At 31.8% G+C, this 20838-nt stretch carries 18 protein-coding genes; 11 read left to right on the forward strand and 7 right to left on the reverse strand.

Features of this window, described 5'->3' with window-relative positions; translation table 11 throughout:
• The first annotated feature begins 60 nt into the window (after nucleotides 1-60).
• From Q1A60_RS14615 to Q1A60_RS14660, 10 genes are all read left to right on the forward strand, one after another.
• On the forward strand, nucleotides 61-1128 hold the full coding sequence (locus Q1A60_RS14615; RefSeq protein WP_299762500.1) for a histidine kinase: 1068 nt from the start codon (nucleotides 61-63) through the stop codon (nucleotides 1126-1128).
• Between the two features lie 2 nt (nucleotides 1129-1130).
• On the forward strand, nucleotides 1131-1883 hold the full coding sequence (locus Q1A60_RS14620; protein WP_299762498.1) for a LytTR family DNA-binding domain-containing protein: 753 nt from the start codon (nucleotides 1131-1133) through the stop codon (nucleotides 1881-1883).
• 143 nt (nucleotides 1884-2026) lie between these two features.
• A complete protein-coding gene (locus Q1A60_RS14625; RefSeq protein ID WP_299762495.1) occupies nucleotides 2027-2338 on the forward strand; it encodes a hypothetical protein in 312 nt (103 codons plus the stop codon).
• A 67-nt stretch (nucleotides 2339-2405) separates the two neighbouring features.
• Nucleotides 2406-2819, forward strand: coding sequence for a response regulator (locus tag Q1A60_RS14630; protein ID WP_299762492.1), 414 nt, complete (start codon nucleotides 2406-2408; stop codon nucleotides 2817-2819).
• On the forward strand, nucleotides 2820-3359 hold the full coding sequence (locus tag Q1A60_RS14635; protein ID WP_299762489.1) for a heme NO-binding domain-containing protein: 540 nt from the start codon (nucleotides 2820-2822) through the stop codon (nucleotides 3357-3359).
• The gene (locus Q1A60_RS14640; protein ID WP_299762486.1) at nucleotides 3359-5455 is read left to right on the forward strand and encodes a PAS domain S-box protein; all 2097 of its coding nucleotides are present in this window, start codon (nucleotides 3359-3361) and stop codon (nucleotides 5453-5455) included. The genes Q1A60_RS14635 and Q1A60_RS14640 overlap by 1 nt, the downstream gene beginning before the upstream one ends.
• Nucleotides 5456-5459: 4 nt before the next feature.
• Nucleotides 5460-5777, forward strand: a complete 318-nt coding sequence (locus Q1A60_RS14645; protein ID WP_299762483.1) for an Hpt domain-containing protein — start codon at nucleotides 5460-5462, stop codon at nucleotides 5775-5777.
• Nucleotides 5778-5786: 9 nt separating this feature from the next.
• Nucleotides 5787-6503 (forward strand): LytTR family DNA-binding domain-containing protein, encoded by a 717-nt coding sequence (locus Q1A60_RS14650; RefSeq protein WP_299762480.1) that lies wholly within the window; start codon nucleotides 5787-5789, stop codon nucleotides 6501-6503.
• A 244-nt stretch (nucleotides 6504-6747) separates the two neighbouring features.
• Nucleotides 6748-7026 (forward strand): STAS domain-containing protein, encoded by a 279-nt coding sequence (locus Q1A60_RS14655; RefSeq protein WP_299762477.1) that lies wholly within the window; start codon nucleotides 6748-6750, stop codon nucleotides 7024-7026.
• A 68-nt stretch (nucleotides 7027-7094) separates the two neighbouring features.
• The gene (locus Q1A60_RS14660) at nucleotides 7095-8315 is read left to right on the forward strand and encodes a glycosyltransferase (RefSeq protein ID WP_299762474.1); all 1221 of its coding nucleotides are present in this window, start codon (nucleotides 7095-7097) and stop codon (nucleotides 8313-8315) included.
• A 280-nt stretch (nucleotides 8316-8595) separates the two neighbouring features.
• On the opposite strand, the gene Q1A60_RS14665 is transcribed toward Q1A60_RS14660, so the two are convergent.
• Genes Q1A60_RS14665 through Q1A60_RS14675 form a run of 3 tightly spaced genes read right to left on the reverse strand, consistent with a single transcriptional unit; the run spans nucleotide 8596 to nucleotide 14410 of the window.
• On the reverse strand, nucleotides 8596-10113 hold the full coding sequence (locus tag Q1A60_RS14665) for a glycoside hydrolase family 2 TIM barrel-domain containing protein (RefSeq protein WP_299762471.1): 1518 nt from the start codon (nucleotides 10111-10113) through the stop codon (nucleotides 8596-8598).
• Nucleotides 10110-11321: a hypothetical protein gene (locus Q1A60_RS14670; protein WP_299762468.1), complete on the reverse strand. Its 1212-nt coding sequence runs from the start codon at nucleotides 11319-11321 to the stop codon at nucleotides 10110-10112. The genes Q1A60_RS14665 and Q1A60_RS14670 overlap by 4 nt, the downstream gene beginning before the upstream one ends.
• Complete coding sequence (locus Q1A60_RS14675) at nucleotides 11321-14410, reverse strand: hypothetical protein (RefSeq protein WP_299762465.1); 3090 nt, start codon at nucleotides 14408-14410, stop codon at nucleotides 11321-11323. The genes Q1A60_RS14670 and Q1A60_RS14675 overlap by 1 nt, the downstream gene beginning before the upstream one ends.
• A 177-nt stretch (nucleotides 14411-14587) precedes the next feature.
• Here Q1A60_RS14675 and Q1A60_RS14680 point away from each other — a divergent pair, with 177 nt between their 5' ends.
• Nucleotides 14588-15406: a dolichyl-phosphate beta-glucosyltransferase gene (locus tag Q1A60_RS14680; RefSeq protein WP_299762462.1), complete on the forward strand. Its 819-nt coding sequence runs from the start codon at nucleotides 14588-14590 to the stop codon at nucleotides 15404-15406.
• A gap of 138 nt (nucleotides 15407-15544) precedes the next feature.
• Here the strand turns inward: Q1A60_RS14680 and Q1A60_RS14685 are convergent, their stop codons facing one another.
• From Q1A60_RS14685 to Q1A60_RS14700, 4 genes are all read right to left on the reverse strand, one after another.
• Nucleotides 15545-17839 carry a TAXI family TRAP transporter solute-binding subunit gene (locus Q1A60_RS14685; RefSeq protein WP_299762459.1) on the reverse strand — a complete coding sequence of 765 codons (2295 nt, stop codon included), beginning with the start codon at nucleotides 17837-17839 and terminating at the stop codon, nucleotides 15545-15547.
• Nucleotides 17840-17858: 19 nt separating this feature from the next.
• The gene (locus tag Q1A60_RS14690) at nucleotides 17859-18254 is read right to left on the reverse strand and encodes a hypothetical protein (protein ID WP_299762456.1); all 396 of its coding nucleotides are present in this window, start codon (nucleotides 18252-18254) and stop codon (nucleotides 17859-17861) included.
• 12 nt (nucleotides 18255-18266) lie between these two features.
• A complete protein-coding gene (locus tag Q1A60_RS14695; RefSeq protein WP_299762453.1) occupies nucleotides 18267-19085 on the reverse strand; it encodes a hypothetical protein in 819 nt (272 codons plus the stop codon).
• A 72-nt stretch (nucleotides 19086-19157) separates the two neighbouring features.
• Nucleotides 19158-20837, reverse strand: a complete 1680-nt coding sequence (locus Q1A60_RS14700) for a hypothetical protein (protein WP_299762450.1) — start codon at nucleotides 20835-20837, stop codon at nucleotides 19158-19160.
• Nucleotide 20838: the final 1 nt, after the last annotated feature.

Here is a 20838-nt window from a genome sequence, read left to right on the forward strand (position 1 = left end):
AGAGTCGGTTTTATACGCTTTCGCGAAAGCGTATACTAGAAAAATAGAACTTAAAACGATATGAAGTTATTTAATAAAGAAAAACGCATCAAATATCTAGGGTTTAATGACTTCTGGTTTGCAGTGATCGCTATTCTGGTTTTAAGTATTGTAACAAATTATCTATTCACGAACTATTCAGAGGAAGTTTCTTTTTTTGAAATCGTTATTAATTGGGTAATATCACTCTTCTTTACATTATGTAACTGGTTTTTTATGCGTAATGTGATCATTTACTTACGCAAAAAATACCCTTCTTTTAAAGACACTCCTAACCGTATTATTATTGTTTTTATTTTTATTCTCATATCCGTACCGCTTATTGATTATATAGGAAGTATGATGATTGGTGCGTTTTTTAACGACTTCCATTATTATATCACAGAAAGGTTTAAAGTGCTCCTTCCTATCGTTATTATAAGTGTCATGATTCAGGCGATTTATGAAGCGATTTATTACCATGCAATGCTCAAAAAAATAATTAGAGAAGAAGAGCAGGCAAAGCAAGTGATGGTACAGGCACAACTAGATGCGCTACGTAATCAAGCACAGCCTCACTTTTTCTTTAATACGCTTAATACATTACGTGATATTATTGATCAAAACTCTAAGGAAGAGGCAAAAGATTTTGTAGATAAGCTTTCAGGAGTGTATCGCTTTATTTTAGAGTCTGGAAATGTAAATGTCATTACATTAAGAGATGAGTTAAAGTTTTCACAGGCATATGTTCATATTCAATCAGAACGTTTTGGAGACAATCTGCAAGTACAATGGGATATTCCTGAGACCTTTTTAGATAGGATGACTGTTCCTATGAGTATACAACTCTTACTAGAAAATGCCATCAAACATAACGTGGTTTCTAGATCTAAGCCACTTACTATAAAAGTGTCTATTCATAATGACCACATCGTTGTGGAAAATAAAATCCAAGCAAAATCTACACAATTGCCTTCTACCAAATTAGGGTTGAAAAATATTGAAAAGCGATATGCTTTAATCTCTAATCAGTCTATAGAAATAACAAATGACGGAAAACAATTTACCGTTGCGCTTCCATTATTACATACATCTGATCAAAACAACTAAATATGCAGGTACTAATTATAGAAGACGAGCCACGTGCAGCAAGCCAACTACAAAACATGTTGAAAACATGTGAATTTGAATATCAATTATTAGATATTATTGATACGGTAGAAGATGCTGTGATTTGGTTTCAAAAAAATACCACGCCTGACTTAGTGTTTATGGATATACAACTGGCTGATGGATTGAGTTTTGAAATCTTTCAAAAAATAGATGTAGAGGCACCTATTATTTTCACCACAGCTTTTGATCAATACGCAATTCAGGCATTTAAAGTAAATAGTATCGATTATTTATTAAAGCCTATACAACGAGAAGATCTCACATCGGCATTAAAAAAATTCAAAAAAACAAATCAACCGCCTGCTGTTGATCCATCTATATTTAAACAACTTCTTACGAGTATTCAAACACCCCAAACAAGAACTGGGTTACTTGTAAAAGAAGGAAATGGATTTGTACAAATAAAAGTAACCGATCTCTTATATGCCTATTCAGAAGATAGTATCACTTTTGGAGTTACTTCAGATAGACGGTACATCATAGATGAGACCATAGATCAATTGTTCAACTCCCTTGACCAAAATGAATTTTATCGAATAAATAGAGGGCATATTGTATCAAAGCAAGCCATTATAAAAATAGATCCTTATTTTAATCATCGTGTAAAACTTACCTTGACAAACCCTAGAGATCAGGAATTTATTGTAAGCAGACCCAAAACAAGTGACTTCAAAACTTGGATGAATACATAATATAAAAAACAAATCATAATCCACTTATCTACAGATAGGTGCCATTCATCTAAGGATTATTTAGTTTCAAAGAATACTTTAATAATACACATCAATGTGGTGTAGTTTTATACTCGAATCATGCATTATAGACTCTCTAATGCATGATTTGGATAAATCATAATGATGAGACAATGGAGTTGTATGTATTAGAAAATAGGAAGGAAGAAGATGGAAAGAAAGATGTATTAAAGTATCATTTAAGGCATTTAGAATTTATTTTATTTTTTGAAATACAATTAGAACAAGGGTATGTAGGTGATTGCTCTTGGCATTTTTTAGAAAAGTTTAAAGTATTAAAACATGAAGCCCAAATGAATGTTTTAAAATACAGTTCATACTATCAAAAGGAGCAAAACGCTCAATTCCATTCGTCGACACTTAATGGTGATCCACCGATAGTAAACATAGATTAACCGAAACATATACGTTGCACATAAAAAATACACTATTTTTCATTAAATTTTGATATATTATCTCATTATGAGTAACTTACTTGATGTTCTGTTAATTGAAGATGACACCATAGAAATCATGAAATTAAATAGAACAATTTCTACCCTAAACGTAAAGCACAAAATTACAGAAGCTAACAATGGAGAAGAAGCACTTTCTATATTAAAAGAAGGAAATTCATTACCCGATATTATTTTATTAGATTTAAATATGCCTAAGATTAATGGAATAGATTTTTTAAAAATTTTAAAGAATGATGTTCATTTGAAATATATTCCAACTATTGTTCTTACCACTTCTAATAACAGAAATGATTTATTAGAATGTTATAAAATTGGAATTGCTGGCTATGTTTTGAAACCTTTAAAATATGATGACTATGTTTCAAAGATTGAAAAATTGCTTGCGTATTGGAGTATTAATGAATTAATAAAAGCATAAATGAAAGGAATTGTTTTTACAGAATTTTTAGATCTTGTAGAAGATAAATTTGGCTTAGAGATGGTTGATAAAATCATCACACAATCTGAACTAGAATCTGAAGGTATATATACTTCAGTGGGCACGTACAAGTTCTCTGAAATGTTACAATTACTTCAGAATCTAAGTGCAAATACGGGGGTGTCAATAGATGACTTGTTACTGGTATATGCAGAGCACTTTTTTAGTGTACTTGAAGACAGTTATCCAGGTCTTTTAAGTACCTATAAAGATCCTATAGAGATGCTTGCTTCTATTGAAAATCACATTCATGTAGAGGTGCGAAAAATATATCCAGATGCAGAGCTTCCTACTTTTTTAGTGGAAAGCAAAACAGAAAACTCACTAGTGATGATATACAAATCTAGTAGAGCAATGCATCATTTTGGTTTGGGGTTAATGAATAAGACGTTTGAACATTTTAATAGCAAAGCAACGATCACTTTAGAAAAAATCAAAGAAGATGGTACTGAGGTGAAATTTATCATTACCAAAATTTAATGAGTCAAGAAAACGTTGACATATTACAAAGAGCATTACAAAGAGAAAAAGCGGCTAGAAAAGTAGCCGAAAAAATCTTAGAAGAAAAATCATTACAACTCTATCAAACAGCTCAAGAGCTTAAAGAAGCAAATCATAAGTTAGAACATCTTCTAGACGAAAAGACATCACAACTACAAGGTATTTTTGAGAATATAAATGATGCGTATTTAGTGATGGATCTTAATGGCAATGTCATCAAAATGAATGACGCCGCTATTGAGCTTTTTGGATATGATATTGAAAAAGAAAAGGTCAATGTAGTTGCACTTATCTATAATGAAGATTATATGTATGCCATGCAATCTTTTAATGAACTTAAAAGTAAAGGTGCCTTTACAAATTATACAGCTCGTGTAAACACAAAAAATAAAGGCATACGATGGATTCATATAAATGCAAGTGTAGTTTTTGATAAGGATAAAAATCCTATTGCCGCGCAAGGAATTGTACGAGACATTACAGAAGCAAAACGCACTGCAAAATTAATTGAAGATCAGCGACAAGAACTAGATGTGATTGTGCAAAATTCTTCATTTGGTGTTGTACTCACTCAGAATGGTCAAATCCTAAGAACGAATGAAACCATTCAAAAAGCCTTAGGGTTTTCCAAAGAAGAATTACTAGAACGCACCATAAAAGACGTTTCTCTCAAAGAAGATTATCCTTTATCAAAGGAATATATCGCAAAAATGGATGCTGGCGAAATAGATAATTTTGTCATAGATAAGCGCTACAGAAAAAAAGATAATTCTATTCTATGGGCAAAGACCAATGTAAATGCTGTAAGAGACAAAACAGGCGTCATAAAGTACCAAGTTGCCATTATTGAAGACATTACTCAAGAAAGGGAACGATCACTAATTATCAATATGATTAATGAGGTTGCAAAATCCCTTTTAGGTAAGGTAGATATTTATGACATCGCTCTTGAAATCACAAATAGCATTGCAACCTACTTAAATACTGAAGATTGTGTCATTTACATTGTAGATCAAGAAAAAGAAACTGTTGAGCAAATTGCAGCTTATGGCGAAAAAGTAACTAATGATGGTGCGATCATTAACAAGATGTCTATTCCTATTGGAAAAGGCATTGTAGGTACAGTTGCAAAAACAGGAAAACCTGAACTCATAGCCAATACTGATCTCGATAAAAGATATGTCACCGATACCATAAAAAGACACTCAGAACTAGTTGTTCCTATTCTTAGTGATAACAAAGTTATTGGTATTATAGATTCTGAACATAGTCAAAAAAACTACTTTACTCAAAAACATCTTGAAACATTGCAAAATGTGGCTGGCTTGGTGTCTATGCAACTCAAAAGTGCTATCAATTTAAGAGAACGTCAAAAAGCAGAAAATCAAAATAAAATATTAGTAAAGGAGCTTGAAAAAAATAATAATGAATTACAAGAGTATGCACATATTGTATCGCATGACTTGAAATCTCCATTACGCAGTATAGAAGCACTTACCTCTTGGATTAAAGAAGACAATAAAGAAAAATTGGATGAAGCCAGTTTAAAAAACTTCTCTCTCATTGAGATGACTTTAGAAAAAATGGAACAACTCATTTCTGATATTCTAAAATACTCTAGTATCGGATCCAATGATCAAGACTCTCAGATGGTAGATCTTACTCCTACCATACAAGACTTAATACAAGTATTATATGTTCCAGAACATATTACAATCACCATTCTAAGAAAATTACCTACTGTAAAAGGAGATAAAACAAAACTCCAACAAGTTTTTCAAAACTTGATAAGTAATGCTATTAAATTTAATGATAAAGAAAAGGGGATCATTACAATAGATTATGAAGAAAAAAAATCTTATCATCAGTTTTCTGTTAGTGATAATGGAATAGGGATTGAAAAGAAATACCATGATAAAATTTTCAAAATATTTAATTCTTTAAAACAGAGTAAAGATTCCTCAGGGATTGGACTCTCCATTGTTAAGAAAATTATAGATTTATATCAAGGAGATATCTGGATTGAATCTGAAATACATAAAGGCACTACTTTTTTCTTTACATTAAAAAAATAACCCCATGGAACAACCTAATCATTCTTATATAGACCAGCTTTCTGCTGGAAATAAAGCCTTTAAAGAAAAGCTTATTTCTGTTATTAAAGAAGAGTTCCCAGAAGAAAAAGCTATTTATTTAAAGAACATAAGTGCAAAAAACTATAAAGAAGCTGCAGAAAATGTACACAAGATTAAACATAAAATTAGTATTTTAGGTCTTGAGAAGAGTTATGAAGTAGCACGTGCTTTTGAAAACAATCTTAAAGAAGAGAAGACCAACTTAAAAGATGAATTTGAAAATATCCTACATGTTATTTCTGAGTACCTACTAACGATGTAAGCCATTTATATGAATTGTATTATTATAGACGATGAAACGACTGCTAGAGTGATTATGAATCAATTGTGCTCGCAAGTAGATGATATAACTATTCTAGAAGAGTTTCCAAATGCAATACAAGCTATAAAATATTTAAACCAAAACGAGGTAGACCTTATTTTCTTAGATATACACATGCCCGATTTTACAGGATTTGACTTTATCCAAACCTTAAAAAATCCTCCAAAAATCATTTTAACTACTTCTGATCCTAATTTTGCTATTGAAGCATTTGAATACGATTGCATTGTAGACTATCTCGTAAAACCTATCCATTTTGCACGGTTTGAAAAAGCAATTCAAAAGGCAAGAAATGCAACCATAACTAACGAGAGTCCTTCTACACAATCTACTCCTGATCAAGAAGCTACTTCTGATAATCATTTGTATATCAATATAGACAGACGTTTAATAAAATTAGAAATCCCTAGTATCTACCTGATAGAAGCCAAAGGAGACTATATTAATGTCAAAACAGAAGACAAAAATTACACCGTACATTCTACATTAAAGAAAATAGAAGACAAGCTTCCTAAAGATTTATTCTTAAAAGTACATAGATCCTATGTTATTAATGTCAAAAAGATTATTGATATAGAAGATAACAGTGTCTTAATCAAGAAAGATGTTGTCCCTGTAAGTAGGTCCAATAGGCCTGAGCTTATGAAACGACTCAATTTGCTATAATATTCCTAATTCCCTTTTCAAAAGGGTGATTCTCTTTTATTTTATTTCGCTTAAAGCGAAATTCAACTTATACACAGTCAAGCCGTTACAGATATTGACTACGATCACTGTATCCTAAATCTTCAGTTATGTACCATTCACCTACAGTAAATGGCAACTCACCGAAATGTGATCAATATCCTCAAATTGCTACACGATATTTACACCAGAAATAAAAAACAACAATTATAAAAATATAAAAATCATGGCTTTACAAATCTTAGAATGCGACGGAACTTTTTACATCACTGGAAAAATAAACGCAACAACTTCAAATTCGTTTACGACACATTTTACACACGTATTAAGAAAACATGAAGAAGTAACAATCAATATTGATAATGTAAAAGAGATTGACAGAACAGGTGTAGAAGCTTTTAAAAGACTACAGACAACTGCCACAGAAAATCAGAAGGAGTTTTCAATAACAGGGTATGGATGTAAAGACATCTACTATGAATTTACATATCATAAAGCTGCATAAAGTACTCCCCTTATCATAATTATAATATATATAGTGCTCCCTACCTACTAATACTAAAAACAACAATCATGAAACTTGCCATAGTAACCGCTTATCCGCCTAGTAAAGTAACATTAAATGAATATGCTTTTCATCTTGTAAAGCATTTTAGACAAAAAGAAGAGATTACAGAAATTGTATTACTTACGGATAGAACTCAAGGAGAAAAAAACTTATCATTTACTGAAAATGGTTGTAAAATAACGATCAAAGAGTGTTGGTCATTTAATAGTTATCGTACGCTTTATAGTGTAAGTAACGCTATTAAAAATACACAACCAGATGCGGTCTTGTTTAACTTACAGTTTATGAAGTTTGGAGATAAAAAAATACCTGCTACGCTAGGACTATTATTACCTCTTGTCTGTAAACTAAGAAAGATTCCTACGATTGCATTACTTCATAATATACTAGAAGAAGTAGATCTCGGTTCTGCAGGATTTACTTCAAATAAAGTACTCCAAAAAGCCTATAATTTTATTGGCTCTATGATTACTAGATTAATTTTACAAGCAGATGTTGTTGCTGTAACTATGCAAAAGTATGTGACCATTCTTGAAGAGAAATATAAGGTTTCTAATGTGCAATGTATTCCACACGGAACTTTTGAAGTATCCAATGAAGCTCCAGACTATACCGTTCCAAAAGGGCCTTTACAAATCATGACTTTTGGCAAATTTGGAACCTATAAAAAAGTTGAGCCTCTTATTGAAGCCGTCGAACTGATACGAGAATCATCAGATCTAGACTTAGAAGTTGTCGTTGCGGGAACAGACAATCCTAATGTCCCTGGGTATTTAGCCAATGTACAAGAGAAATACAAACATATAAAACAAGTACGTTTTACAGGATATGTAGAAGAAGAAGAGGTTCCTACACTGTTTAAAGATAGTGCTGTTGTTGTATTTCCTTATACAGCTACTACTGGAAGCTCTGGGGTATTACATCAAGCAGGAAGCTATGGCAAAGCGGTGGTACTTCCAGACCTTGGAGACTTGGCTCTACTTATTAAAGATGAAGGATACCAAGGAGAATTTTTCAATCCGGAACATACACAAAGCTTAGCAACCGCAATAGAAAAGATTATTACAAATGACACCTATAGAAAGCAATTAGGAGAAGCAAATTATAAAGCTTCTATCGCTTTCCCAATGGAACGCATTACAGACATGTATCTTGATACATTTAAAACGATTATTCAAAGAAAAAAGCAGATAAGAAACACAAACGAAGCACCTTCTATTATTTAACATGGATGTACTAAAAGAAATACTACTATTTAATGTTTTACAATCTAAAAAATTCCTTCTCCTTTGGGAGAGGAAATATAAACAACTATTAACTGGAGATTATCTTTAATTTAATGTTTTTCTTATATCTAACTTACATTATAAAATATGCTTTGAACACTCCCTTTCACCCCTTTTCATTTGAATTATATAAAGCCCCCAAATTGTTTTCTGATTATTGATTTTTATGCTGGGGAAGGCCCCCTAAACTTTCCTGGCATTTCAGAAAACCTATTAACTATTATTCATTAGAAATATACTTGAACGCAGCCTTTTCATCCCCTTTTTGATCAATGAACCCAAATTGTTTTTGATTGTTTTTTTGCCAAGGAAGTCTCCCTATGACTTCCTTTGGTATTTCTACAAAGTCATATAATGTCCATGACATCGAAGGGATCTTATTTTTAGTAATAATACCTTGCATCTCTTTATGATACGCTGCCTGATCCTTTTCTGAATTTCCAAATGGATTCCAAATCCCTCTATACGACGACATTCCAAACTCACTTAAAACAATAGGTTTTTCTGGTATTTGCTTTTTTAAAGAGGTATATGTTTCCTCCAGTATATTGATATCTTCATAAAAGTGAAAAGACACAAAATCTACTTGATCTTTGAGAATAGCAGCACTTTCTGCATTAGACCATCCAATAGTCAATGGGTGTTTTGGATCTGTCTTTTTTACAAAACTCGTCATCATTTGTAGCCAAGCTGTTACTTGCTGTTTTCCACGAGATTCAAAATCTAAATTAGGTTCGTTTTTAATATCCCAAGCATACAATGCGGCATGGTCTTTAAGTGTCGTAATGATGGTTTCTGCGTGACGCCTATTTAAGGTCCAATCTAACACAGAATAATCTCCATAGAAATCAAATAATGTCACCATTACTTTCAAATCATACTGCAAAGCAATATCTAGTGTTTGTTCTAGTTTTTCTAATTTCCCAATCGCCACATGTGCCTTTCCAAAATCACTATACGGAACAAAAATCCGGATGCTTTCTAAACCTGCATCTTTTATGATTTTAAAATCTTTTGCCAGTATTTCTGGATCAAAACCAACACCAAACATATCCCAAGGTGTTGCCTGAGGATAATAGTTGATCCCTTTAAAAGATACCTCTGTAGTTTCACCAAAGTTCGCTGTTTCTATATACGGCTCATGACTATCTTTAATCATATGTCTGATCCGCCAAAACCCATCTTCAAGCAAAAGAGCAATCGTATATGTAGCAACTTCTGTGGTTTCTAAAACAAGTATATTGTCTTTGTATATACGTTTATACTCAACAACATTGGTATCTGTAATCACTGCAAGCTGACCATCTTCACTAAAAAATTCTAAAGTAGGATGATGCGCTAAGGTTGTCGCTTCTGTAGTAACGCCTTCCTTGGTATTGTACGCTATTGTATTGTAGAGATTTTTTCTAGCATTTTCGGTGTAATAATCTTCAATACCGTTTGTTGTATTTGTTTTATACGCTACTTGTTTTACATACCATGCATCAAGGTAATTATTCTCAATACGTTTTAAGGTTTGCTCATCCATGGGTCGACCTTCATTTTGTAAAGGTGCCCAAATCACTTCAGGTATATATTGATCTATCTTTTGTATTTCTGTATGTAGTATAGAAGCTCTATCTGCTCCTGTGTTTAAGTATCCAAACAAAGAGCTAATACCGCCAATAATAATGGCAATAATGATCATATAAGAGATGATCAGAACACTTCTCAATAGGTTCTTATTCATCGTTCTCATAATTTTATATTTTTAAAACTTTTTTCTATTCCTGCCGTTTTAATCTTTATAGTATAGGTGCCACTTATATACATTTCTTCCTTTAGCATAAAAGAGACATATCCTCCTTTTGACGTTTTTGTCTCTGTATTGAGTAATGTATCCCCTTTATAAATTTCCAATACGACATGAAATCCGTCAGGTATCATTTGGTTCATAAAACTTTTCAACGGACCTACTTTAATTTCTCTATTCGCTTTCGCGAAAGCGATCTCAACATCTTTAATAACTTGTTGATAGGCTATTGTCATCCGATTACTTTCTGCCATTCCCTGCACATATGCTTTGATGCTCCATGCTTCTTCCTGATCTGGATGAATCATTGTGGCTGTCGCAATACCTTGTACTGTCGTTCCAGAAGTCTTTAATATATTTCCTTCTTTATTTGTAATGAAAAAAGTGACAAAGGTACCATCACTTACCTCATTACCATATTGATCTCTAAGTATGGATGTATATAATGATGTGATTTGATTTCCATCTGCATACTCATGAGGACGATCTACTGAAATCGTAAAATCTGTAGGGATGGCAGGAAGTACATCCACCGTATACTCTTTTGAATTGGTTTCTAAACATTCTGAAGAAATAAACAATCTCCCACTTTTTGTTTCTGAGGTGATATTTTTATACGCAATGATCTTATTAGTAACAACCTCATCCCTTTTTTGGGTCTCTAAAAAACGATGATTGACCATAACCGAAGTGTTTTCTGGCATGGGGTTGTCTAACGCATCTGTTGGAATCACCACAAGCATCGTATAATCAATAGCTCCTGCCTCTATCGTTGGCGGACCAATATAGGTTTCCATAGAAGTGACACGCTCTTGAGGGTGCATCGTAAACATCCCTAAAGTGGACTCATGTCCTATTAACTTCCAATGCACTATTCCCTTTTTATTAGTGATAAACTCAGGGATTTCATAATAGAGTCCGAGGTCTTCCAATACAGGTGTTATAACGGTACTCCCATAACTATTTGAACAATACAAAAGAGGTAGCTCTGTATCTGATGAAGAAAATTGTAATAAAACAGTACTCCCTACTTCAAATTCAGTTTGAGTCGTTACTAACGTAATGCGATCTCCTTGGTTTTTATGTTGACCAATAGTGACCGTAGAAATCAGTATTCCTATACATATAAGTATGTGTATTTTTTTATACTTCATTAATTGGGGTTTCCTATATAAGAATTCATTTCAATTTTAATGTACTCATAATTTGGGTGTACAATTTTTTGTAATTCTGTTGCGGTATGATTTTGTATCCTATCGGGCACTATTTTATTAGAAATTCCCTCATTAGGCAATCCGTTTACAAAAATATATTCCATAGAATCGTTTACTACTGTAATAGATGCTTCTTTTAACATGGGGTATTCAAATACTTGTTGTCGTTGTTGCCTGATGCCTTCTTTTATAAATAGATGATCTACCCAAAGTAATGTTTTTTCTTCATCATAATAGGTGACTAAAAGCTGTGGTATGGTGATTTCTTCAACACCTCCATTAAATACAGTACCTGTAATTTTATCTGAATCTATTTGAATAGCACTCAGTGAGGCATCTTTATACAAATCAGAGCCCGCTACATTTCCTGCTACTTGAAGATTAAACTTGGTAGGTTGTTCTTCAAATTCAACAGGTGTAAACTCATCAGGATTAAATGCTTTTGGAATGGAGTCTTTTGTTTTAGACCAAGCAATACCTTCAAAATCAATTCGGAATGAACTTACTTCTTTAGGCATTAATTTATGTTTTACATGATCTTTTGCATTATAGGTAGCAAGCTCTTTATTTGCATCATTATATAATGTTCCTTTTAAAACGATATCTGCAGGCACATTTTCTAAATTTTGCACTTCCCCTATAATGGCATAATGCGTATTATACTGAACCAATTTAGCCGAAAGTACTTCTAACACAGGTTGTTTCAGCACATCTTCATGATGGGTTTGCTCTGTGGTGACCCTTCTTCTCCCTTGATTAAAATACTTGGTGGTATTAGAAGCATATAATTGGTCTGGAGGAATATCAGTATCCAAATCGTCGTGTTGTAGAAACCATTTTCCATTACGTTTTACAACTGTTCTATACGCTTCCTTATGGATCTTTTCAAGAGGTGTGATCCAATCTGTACTCACTTTGGCAGTTACTAAGGAATCACTATTCTTAGTAATTACCGTAGTGATGTTATCTAATTTAGCATAGGAACTTAGTAATCCATCTGTCACAGAAATTTCTAACATGTATTGTGCTATTGAGAGTTCTTTTTCTGGATCAACTAAAGCATACGCTTTTTCAAACTCTTTAAAATCTAAAGCATCATAATATGCAATAATAGCATTTTCAGGGGTTCGTTGTGTATCATTTTTGAGATAGAATACATACAAACCATAACAGACAATTCCTCCTAAAATAACAGACCAAATATGTGTCACCTTTAGAAGGTTTTTTGAAAATGAGGAATACGTATTTTTAAATTCTAAATATGCAGGAGTTGCTTTTATTTTGGTTTTCAATGATCGAATCCATAACATCTGAATATTCAGCATAAAAGCAATAATGACTGTCAGAAAAGGGATCGTTCCCCAGAGTATTTTTTGCCACTTTGGAATTTCATCTTTAGGTAAAATAGCAGGTACAGGCGGTACATTAAGTCGTTCCCAAACCATAATCCCATTTTCTAATTGACGTAAACGCTGCCAACCACAGAAATACAGAACTGGGTCATAAAACTTATCATTAGAAAAGATATACTTGAGATTATATTTTTCAGGGGTCGTTAAAAATTGCTGTAAAGAACCTATTCCCGCAACTCCTTTATATTTTGAATTTTCTAATCGTTCAATAGGTCGGGTTGTTAATTCAGGTAAACGTCTTGCCGAGTGATAATTCCCATCTACAGATAAGGCATTTGTCTGGGCAGATAACCACGCCATTTGATCTCCAAAACCTAGTGTTAAAAAGCGCCATTGATCGTGATCATCTTGATTAAGAAAGTTTACAATAGGTAACATCTTTATTTTTTGTGGCTGCGAAGGCCTAAAGTATCCTAAACTCATGGTGAAAACTGTCATAAAAATAAACAGACCCGCCAATACTCCTCCAATAATGCGATGATATACACTACCAAATCTTCCCTGAATACGCTGCTTTAAATCACCTTCAGAAAATCGATATACAAACTCTCCAAATAGAGGTAGCGCCATAATACTTGCCCAAAGTGTAAACCTATCTAAGGTTAATATATTAAAAGCTGTTTCTCCTAAAACCATTCTAGGAATAGGCGTTGTTCCTCCTGTTCCTAATATAAAAAGTATGGTAAAAGAGAGTCCAAAAAACAAGTATCGCTTGCTATAATATCTATAAAACAAATAAGGAAGTAGTACTAATAATAGTCCCCAAGGAATCAAAAAGAAAACGAGTCCTGAAGACGTTATCTCTAAAAAATTATCACGAGATCCATGTGGAATAGGTACTTGCGTAATAGGGTTATTTTTAGAATTGATCCAATACGGAAGAATACATCCTATAATGATTACTAAAGATGAGACTCCAAAACCTACAATACGTTTCAATAGTCTCAGGAAGCTTCTTAAAAAGATTTTAAACGTTATCTCTTTCATAGAAGAAACGTGCTCTCTGGATACATCCATAATAACCATTCCTATCAATGGAAAGATGAAGAATACCATTCCGAAAATAGGTGTCACGTGATGTGATGTCACTGTCACTGCAATTAATGACAATGATGTAAATAGATATCGATACTTTCCTGTTTTTAACCACAAATAAATCTCAGGCAACGCATGCATTAATATGGAAATTCCGATGATGCTTGGTAGTTGACCAAAAATATGTAGTGTCTCTACAAAAGAAGAAGAGAACACAGCAAGTATTGCAGCATATCCTGCCACGGTTCTATTTGCACTAATTAATAGCGAAAATCGATACACGCCTGTTATAAAAAGAACTATACTTAAAAGTGCCACCGTAAATAATCCAAATTTTAATCCGCCTATCAAAGACAAGACCCCTATAGATTGATGTACTAATGGCGGATAACTGGTTACTGTAAATCCTGTATACCATTTATAATTCCAAGGCTCAAACCAGCTATTTGCATAATGATCTGCAAAAAACAAATGGATCAATGCATCATACGTAGTTTCTAAGGTAAAAAAGATAGAAGTCCCATGAAAAGCCACTCCTACAAGGAGTGCTATTATGAGGTGCTTATTGGTACTTTCTTTCATGTATTGATTCACTATTCTTTTGAATTTTAAAGATATAACAAACTTCCTTCTCTGAAAGAAAGTGTGGTCTACGCTTTTTTTTCATTCACCTACACAAAAGCGCCATCCATCGAATATTACTCAAAAAGGGAAGCATCTCCTGCTACTTTTGACCTAAGAAACCCAAATAAATACAACATGAAAACTGGAATTATCATACCCTGCTACAACGAAGAAAAACGTTTACCTGTAGATGCTTTTATTAAGTTTATTACAACTCATGAATCGTATCATCTATGTTTCGTAAATGATGGAAGCAAAGACAATACTATAGAAGTTTTAGAAACAATACAAAAAAGTGCTCCGACTAAAGTAAGTATTGTAGATATCAAAAAAAATGCAGGTAAAGCTGCTGCCGTACGATTCGGATCAAGATATCTATTTAATAGAAAAGACATCGATTACATTGGTTTTATAGATGCCGATCTCTCCACAGACTTTGATGACTTTAAAAGTCTCACAGACACACTTCACAAGAATCAGGAACTAATGCTTGTATATGGATCTAGAGGAAAAGGTGAAGGTCAAATAGAAAGAAATATCTTTAGAAGCCTATTCTCTAAAATTGTAAAATCCATTGTATTCTTCATTTTAGGTCTTCCAATAGAAGACACACAGTGTGGCGCAAAAGTTTTTAGAAGAAATGCGATCCCTGTTGCGTATAATAATACGTTCTTAACGAGATGGTTATTTGATGTCGAGATCTTTTTACGTTTAAAAAAACACTTTGGTTCAAAAGAAATTATGAATAAAATGTATGAGCAACCTTTAAACCGTTGGGTACATGTAGACGATTCTAAATTAGGAATGAAAGACGCTATTCAAATTCCTGTAAAATTATTACAAATCTGGGTATCTTATAACGTATCTCCTGCTTTTAATATACAAGAAAACACTCCTGAAATAGCACCTCAAGTTATTGTATTACAACCAGAAAATCTTCCTATGGCAGCATAATTACTATACATTTAAAAATCACATATAAACACCTCAAATCATAACGCATTATATATCATGCCATGATAAAATGATAGGTCCTTAGGTATACGCTTTCGCGAAAGCGTACAAAGATTAATTGCATTAAAAAAACATTTCTTATATACTAACAAAAGCTTTTTCTAAAACACCAGCACCTGTACAGAATACAATTAATTGATCATCATCATCTGTTCTTCTCTCTTTTTCTGTTGGATCTGTTGGATTTACAATAATTTGTCGGCTTAGTCCTTCTTTTTCTAATAGTTGCTTTAGGGTTTCTTCATCTATGATTTCCTGATCGTTAGTATTATGATATACAACTCTTACGCCTATCAATAAAATACCCTTATCTCTTAATACAGGTATTAATTGATCATATGTTTTACGTACCAATGATTTAAACTTTTGAAGTTTTAAATCTATTGTATAGAACTCATTAAACTCATTATAATTAAGCACTTCATCCAATACTTTTGATACACCATGATTTAATAAGCTTTGTGTAATTATATTTTTACTGTAGACACTGCTGTTTATTATCTCATTTACATCAGATTTTTTAAGATCTTCTGTATATTTTTGATCATTTAATTCTGCAATTATATAAATGGAGTCTATATATTTATCTACTTCATGTTTTTTGTATTCTGATGTTACTTTTTCAAGACTATTTGTTTTTTCTAACATTTTCTTCCTACAATAGCGAGATATTGCCAAAGACCGTAAAAGTGTTTTTTGATCTGCTTCTTTTGTTGTGTTTTCAGAGAGAATGACAACCGTATTAGCATTTTCAATATTAGCATTTTTTAGTACTACTTCATCAGTTGCATCACCAGCAACGAACTCAACATATCGCTTTTCTTGTAATTTTTTTATTTCAGGATAATCTTCTATTATTTGTAACGGATTTTCTACAATAGTGATGATCTTTCCTAGCTTCTTTTTGTAAGAGTTCTTAGCATTGATAAGTTCTTCAAGAAATTTAGAAGTTGTACTCTTCCAGCCTATCACTATGATATGATTTTTAGTATTGAATTGCATAAGTCCTTGTTTTCTCTTTTTATTGAATTTATAAATTAAATACTCGCAAAAACCTATAATAATAGAGCCCACTATTAATATATAAGAACTAAAAGATAACATAAGTTGTCCTACATATGATAAAGGGAAAATATTATTATTATTACCTGTTAGATTCGTAATAATAATCCAGAAGTGAACATCTGTTTTTGTTAAGTTAAGTACTTTACTTTTAATGCCTAGTTTCTTGTAAAAAGAAGATTCTGCTATGAGTAATACTTCTACACTTATATAGTAAAGGATACATATGAAAAATATGCCAAGAATAATATGCTTATATCTTATCCAGACGATATACATATCTATATTAACTAATTGTTTACGAGCAATGTATAGCGCTATGCCTCCAATTAACAAAAGAGAAAAAAGAAATATTATTCTAGCGATATCCCAAGATGTGTAATTCATGAGGTTTCCTGTAGATGTACTCATAGGAATACCATAAATAAAGCCATGATTTTCTTTATTCTGAAAATAGATAACACTTTCTTTGATACTCTCTGCAATTACAGATTTATCATTTTTTGCAGCTTCAAATAAAGACTGCGATATCGTCTTTTTAGTAGATTCATGAATATCTCCAATACTTTTATCTAATCCTACAAAAAACGTCCAACTACCTATTGTCTTTTTTTGATCGCCAGCCTCAATTTTAATAGGAGATACATTATTAATTTTACTTATTATGAGTTGGATTTCTGAATTTGACAAACTCACCAATCCTATTGTCTTATCTGTATTGATTTTTTGTATAGGAAGTGAAAATGTAACTAATGCATCTATACTACCATCAATTAAAAATTGAGATAATACAGGATACGTTCCTTCTACGATCTCTATATCATTGAGATTTACATTCAATAATCTGCAGATTTTTTCAAATATTTTAAAAGAGTAACCTGTCTTACTCGTAAATCCTATTTTCTTAAACTTTTTACAGCTTTGAACCAAGGAATTATCAATTGCTAATGATTTCTTTGTATAAACCAATAACTTTTCTTCAAATAGTGGAAGAATGATTTCTACATTTTTTATACCATTAACCTCGTCATATATATTCTCTAAAAGCACATCTCGTTGTACAATAGCAAAATCTGCAAATCGGTTATCTAGTTGTTGAATGTTTTCTAAAGATCCTGAACTTTCAATATTTATAAATTGAAACTGTGGATAAATACTATCTAAGACTCTAGTAATAAGAGCTCCTGTTTTATTATAGTTTCCACCCATACTTCCCGAAGAAAGAATGTATTGTTTTTTAGCAACTTGTGAGTTTACAAACTGAAAAAGACATAAGAAAAAAAGGAGTGATATATTTTTAAATGAGTGCAATAGGCTTTAATTTAAATCATTATAAACTTTTTAAGGATGTTTCTAAAATAAGATTAGCTACCATGGGACCATATGTTTTAATCATGTCATTGCTTTTTTTATCTACCAATAGTTCTACATTTTGTTGCTTATCACTATAAATACGAACGTATTTTACTTGTTCTTTAGCTATTGCTTGAGAATGATTATACGGCTTACTAGATATAAAAGGGATACTACCTGTCTCATCTTCTATAATACTTATAGAATAATTCAAAAATGATGCTGTCTCTACAATAGAAATATTAGATATTATAAAATAATCTTTAGCTGCATATTTAGTAGGATTATCTTTTATCATTTGTATAGTGATTAATTCAGGAGAACAGGAAGTGATCACGAGTAGTAGTAATATAGATTTTAAATAAGAATACATATGATACTAATTTTAGAAGCCTAAAAATCCTTTTTTATTGCTTAATTCCTTTTGATAATCTTTAAGTTTTAACATAAAAATTTCATCAAGACCAGATAGGTTTTCTTGCACTTTTTCAAGTCCTTCCTGTAACTCTTTTTCCATGATTCCTACCTTATCTGTAAGCAATTGTATTTGATTTTCTTTAAGTACTTTTTTAAGTCCGCTACTGGTTTCTTGAGTTACTTTATCTATGGTGTCTTTACTATTTTCTAAAGAGTTTGCGATTGTCTTCTCTCCACTTATAGCAATTTGCTTGATTTTGCTACTCATATTTTCCTCTATAATTTGGAGTGCATCTTCTATCTCTTCTTTGATATCTTTTAGATTTTTTTCATAATTAGAGATTACCATTTTTATTTTTCCATACACTTTTTCAAGTTCATCATTACTATTAACTAGTAATGGTTTTAAGTCATTATTTTTTGTAATGTTTTCCTCTGTACGCTCAAGAAGATTCGTTAACAAATCATTATTTGTTTTGAGTAATTCTGTGAGGGATGTGTAGTCTGACTTAATGAAAGCCGTTACTTCCTTAAACTTTGATTTATGATCACTAATTAAATGTGTATGCTCTTTTTCCAATGAGTCTAGCGATGCTGTAGATAATGCTGTAAAAGCCGTTACATTTTTCTCTAAAACCAGAAGTCCTTGAGAAAAAAAACCTTTAAGGGTTTTAAGTTCTTTATTTAAATAATTAAAATTATTCTCTTTATATGTCTTTATATATTTCCATAAAAGAAATAATACAATGATATGTGTTATAAGTAGTAATACAACCAATATTTCCATAATATAATAAATTTACTATCGTTAGCGCATGCTATACGCTTTCGCGAAAGCGTATAAACCCATCACATTTTTTTATACAATTTTAATAGAGAGTTTTTCTTTTACACGCCACTTACCATCTTCTAGTGTCATTGTTCCTCCTTGTGTTCCTATTTCTTCTATCCTAGTACCTGATGAATTAAAATTTTCTGGTTTTAATTCACAAATAGGGAGTAACAACGAGTCATAACTCATAATTCCTGCTTGCATCATCTGTTCCTGATCTAATAACAAATGGAAAGTAGCTTGTGTAATATTATCGGAAGAAAGCGATAGTTGCAAAGCACTATCACGTGCCTTTGTCTTGGATTTTTTTTCGTCCGAGAGTGCTCCCCTCACATCTGCAAATGGGAAATAAAAAACAAGGTTTTCCTGTAACATCTTATGAAGATGCGTTTCTATACTTTTTTTAAAATCGTTTATAATTCCAGAGAGCACTTCTTGTGTTGTTGTAAGCGGAAGCTCATTAATAAGGTTTTGTCTTAATAGCTGTACTTTTGCTCGCACCTCAGACTCAGGAATAATTGCTGTGTTTATTGTGGGGAGAAAATCTTCTGTTGTAATACGAGTATGTATCTGTTGTATTGCCATATCTTGAGATACACATTCTTGTATATCAATTTCTAATAATGCACGATGCTTCTGAATTTGTTTAGAAATATAGGAGGTTAATTCTTGTTCTGAAGTAAACCTTTCTGATCGAGCTGCTGCTATGGTATCAGAAAGAAGTGTATTATAGGTAACTTCCTGATCTTCTACACAGTCTCGATGATAGTTATATAATAGCGTTTTATGCATCGTTTCATATGCATTTTCTATTTTATTCTTTACAATATGGTCACTTAACTTTGAGGGTTTGGGTTTAAAAACATCATCAGATTTGTTTTCTGGTTTCGTTTTAATTGAAGCTAATTTTTCTGTAGCTTTTGATAGTTTTGAATTTAACTGCCTTCTCTTTTTCTTATAGAATATATATTGTAGTATGTTAAGTATGATATTAACTAAAAGTAGTATCAAAAAAAGTAAGCCTTGTTTTTTTATGAATTCAATTAATTTCTTGAATTTGTTTTTACCCTCATCCGGGATAGTTATCCCATTTTCTTCTTTTACTAGATTTTCAAGAGGCTTTTGATTTCCTTTTAAATCTAATTCTTCAATATCATTTTTTAGAGTATCAATATTTGCTTTAATTTCATCATTTAGTTTTATATATAACTCATTAGAAATTCTCTCTTTTCCAACAATAGTATCAATATAAAAACGGCTTTTTAAGATATTATCTAATCCTTTATAAATAGAATCTTTTGCTAAGTCTAAAAATAGCATGTCCCTGTATTTAACTAGAGATTTTACATATAATTTTACGTTTTTCTCACTTTCAGTTCCATTCTTAAGTTTTGAATTAAATTCATTTAAAGAAATAGATTTTAAAACAATTTTATTTTCTGGACTACTTTTATAAACACGATCTGTCAATACACGATCTATCATTTTGTAGCCTATCTTATCATAAAACTTTATGATAAGTTCTTTTTTTCTTTCAACAACACTAATACTATCTCTTTCAAATATTTCTTCTCCTAACTGTTCTATTTCTTCTTTATTGCTATCAATAGTATTCTCTATAGAGCCTTCTGGTTCTAATCTGTCACTACACCCCAATAACATTAAAAAACTTATAAAAACTACGTATAAACTATATGTATATTTCATC

The sequence above is a fragment of the uncultured Dokdonia sp. genome (assembly GCF_947492535.1).
Classification (GTDB): domain Bacteria; phylum Bacteroidota; class Bacteroidia; order Flavobacteriales; family Flavobacteriaceae; genus Dokdonia.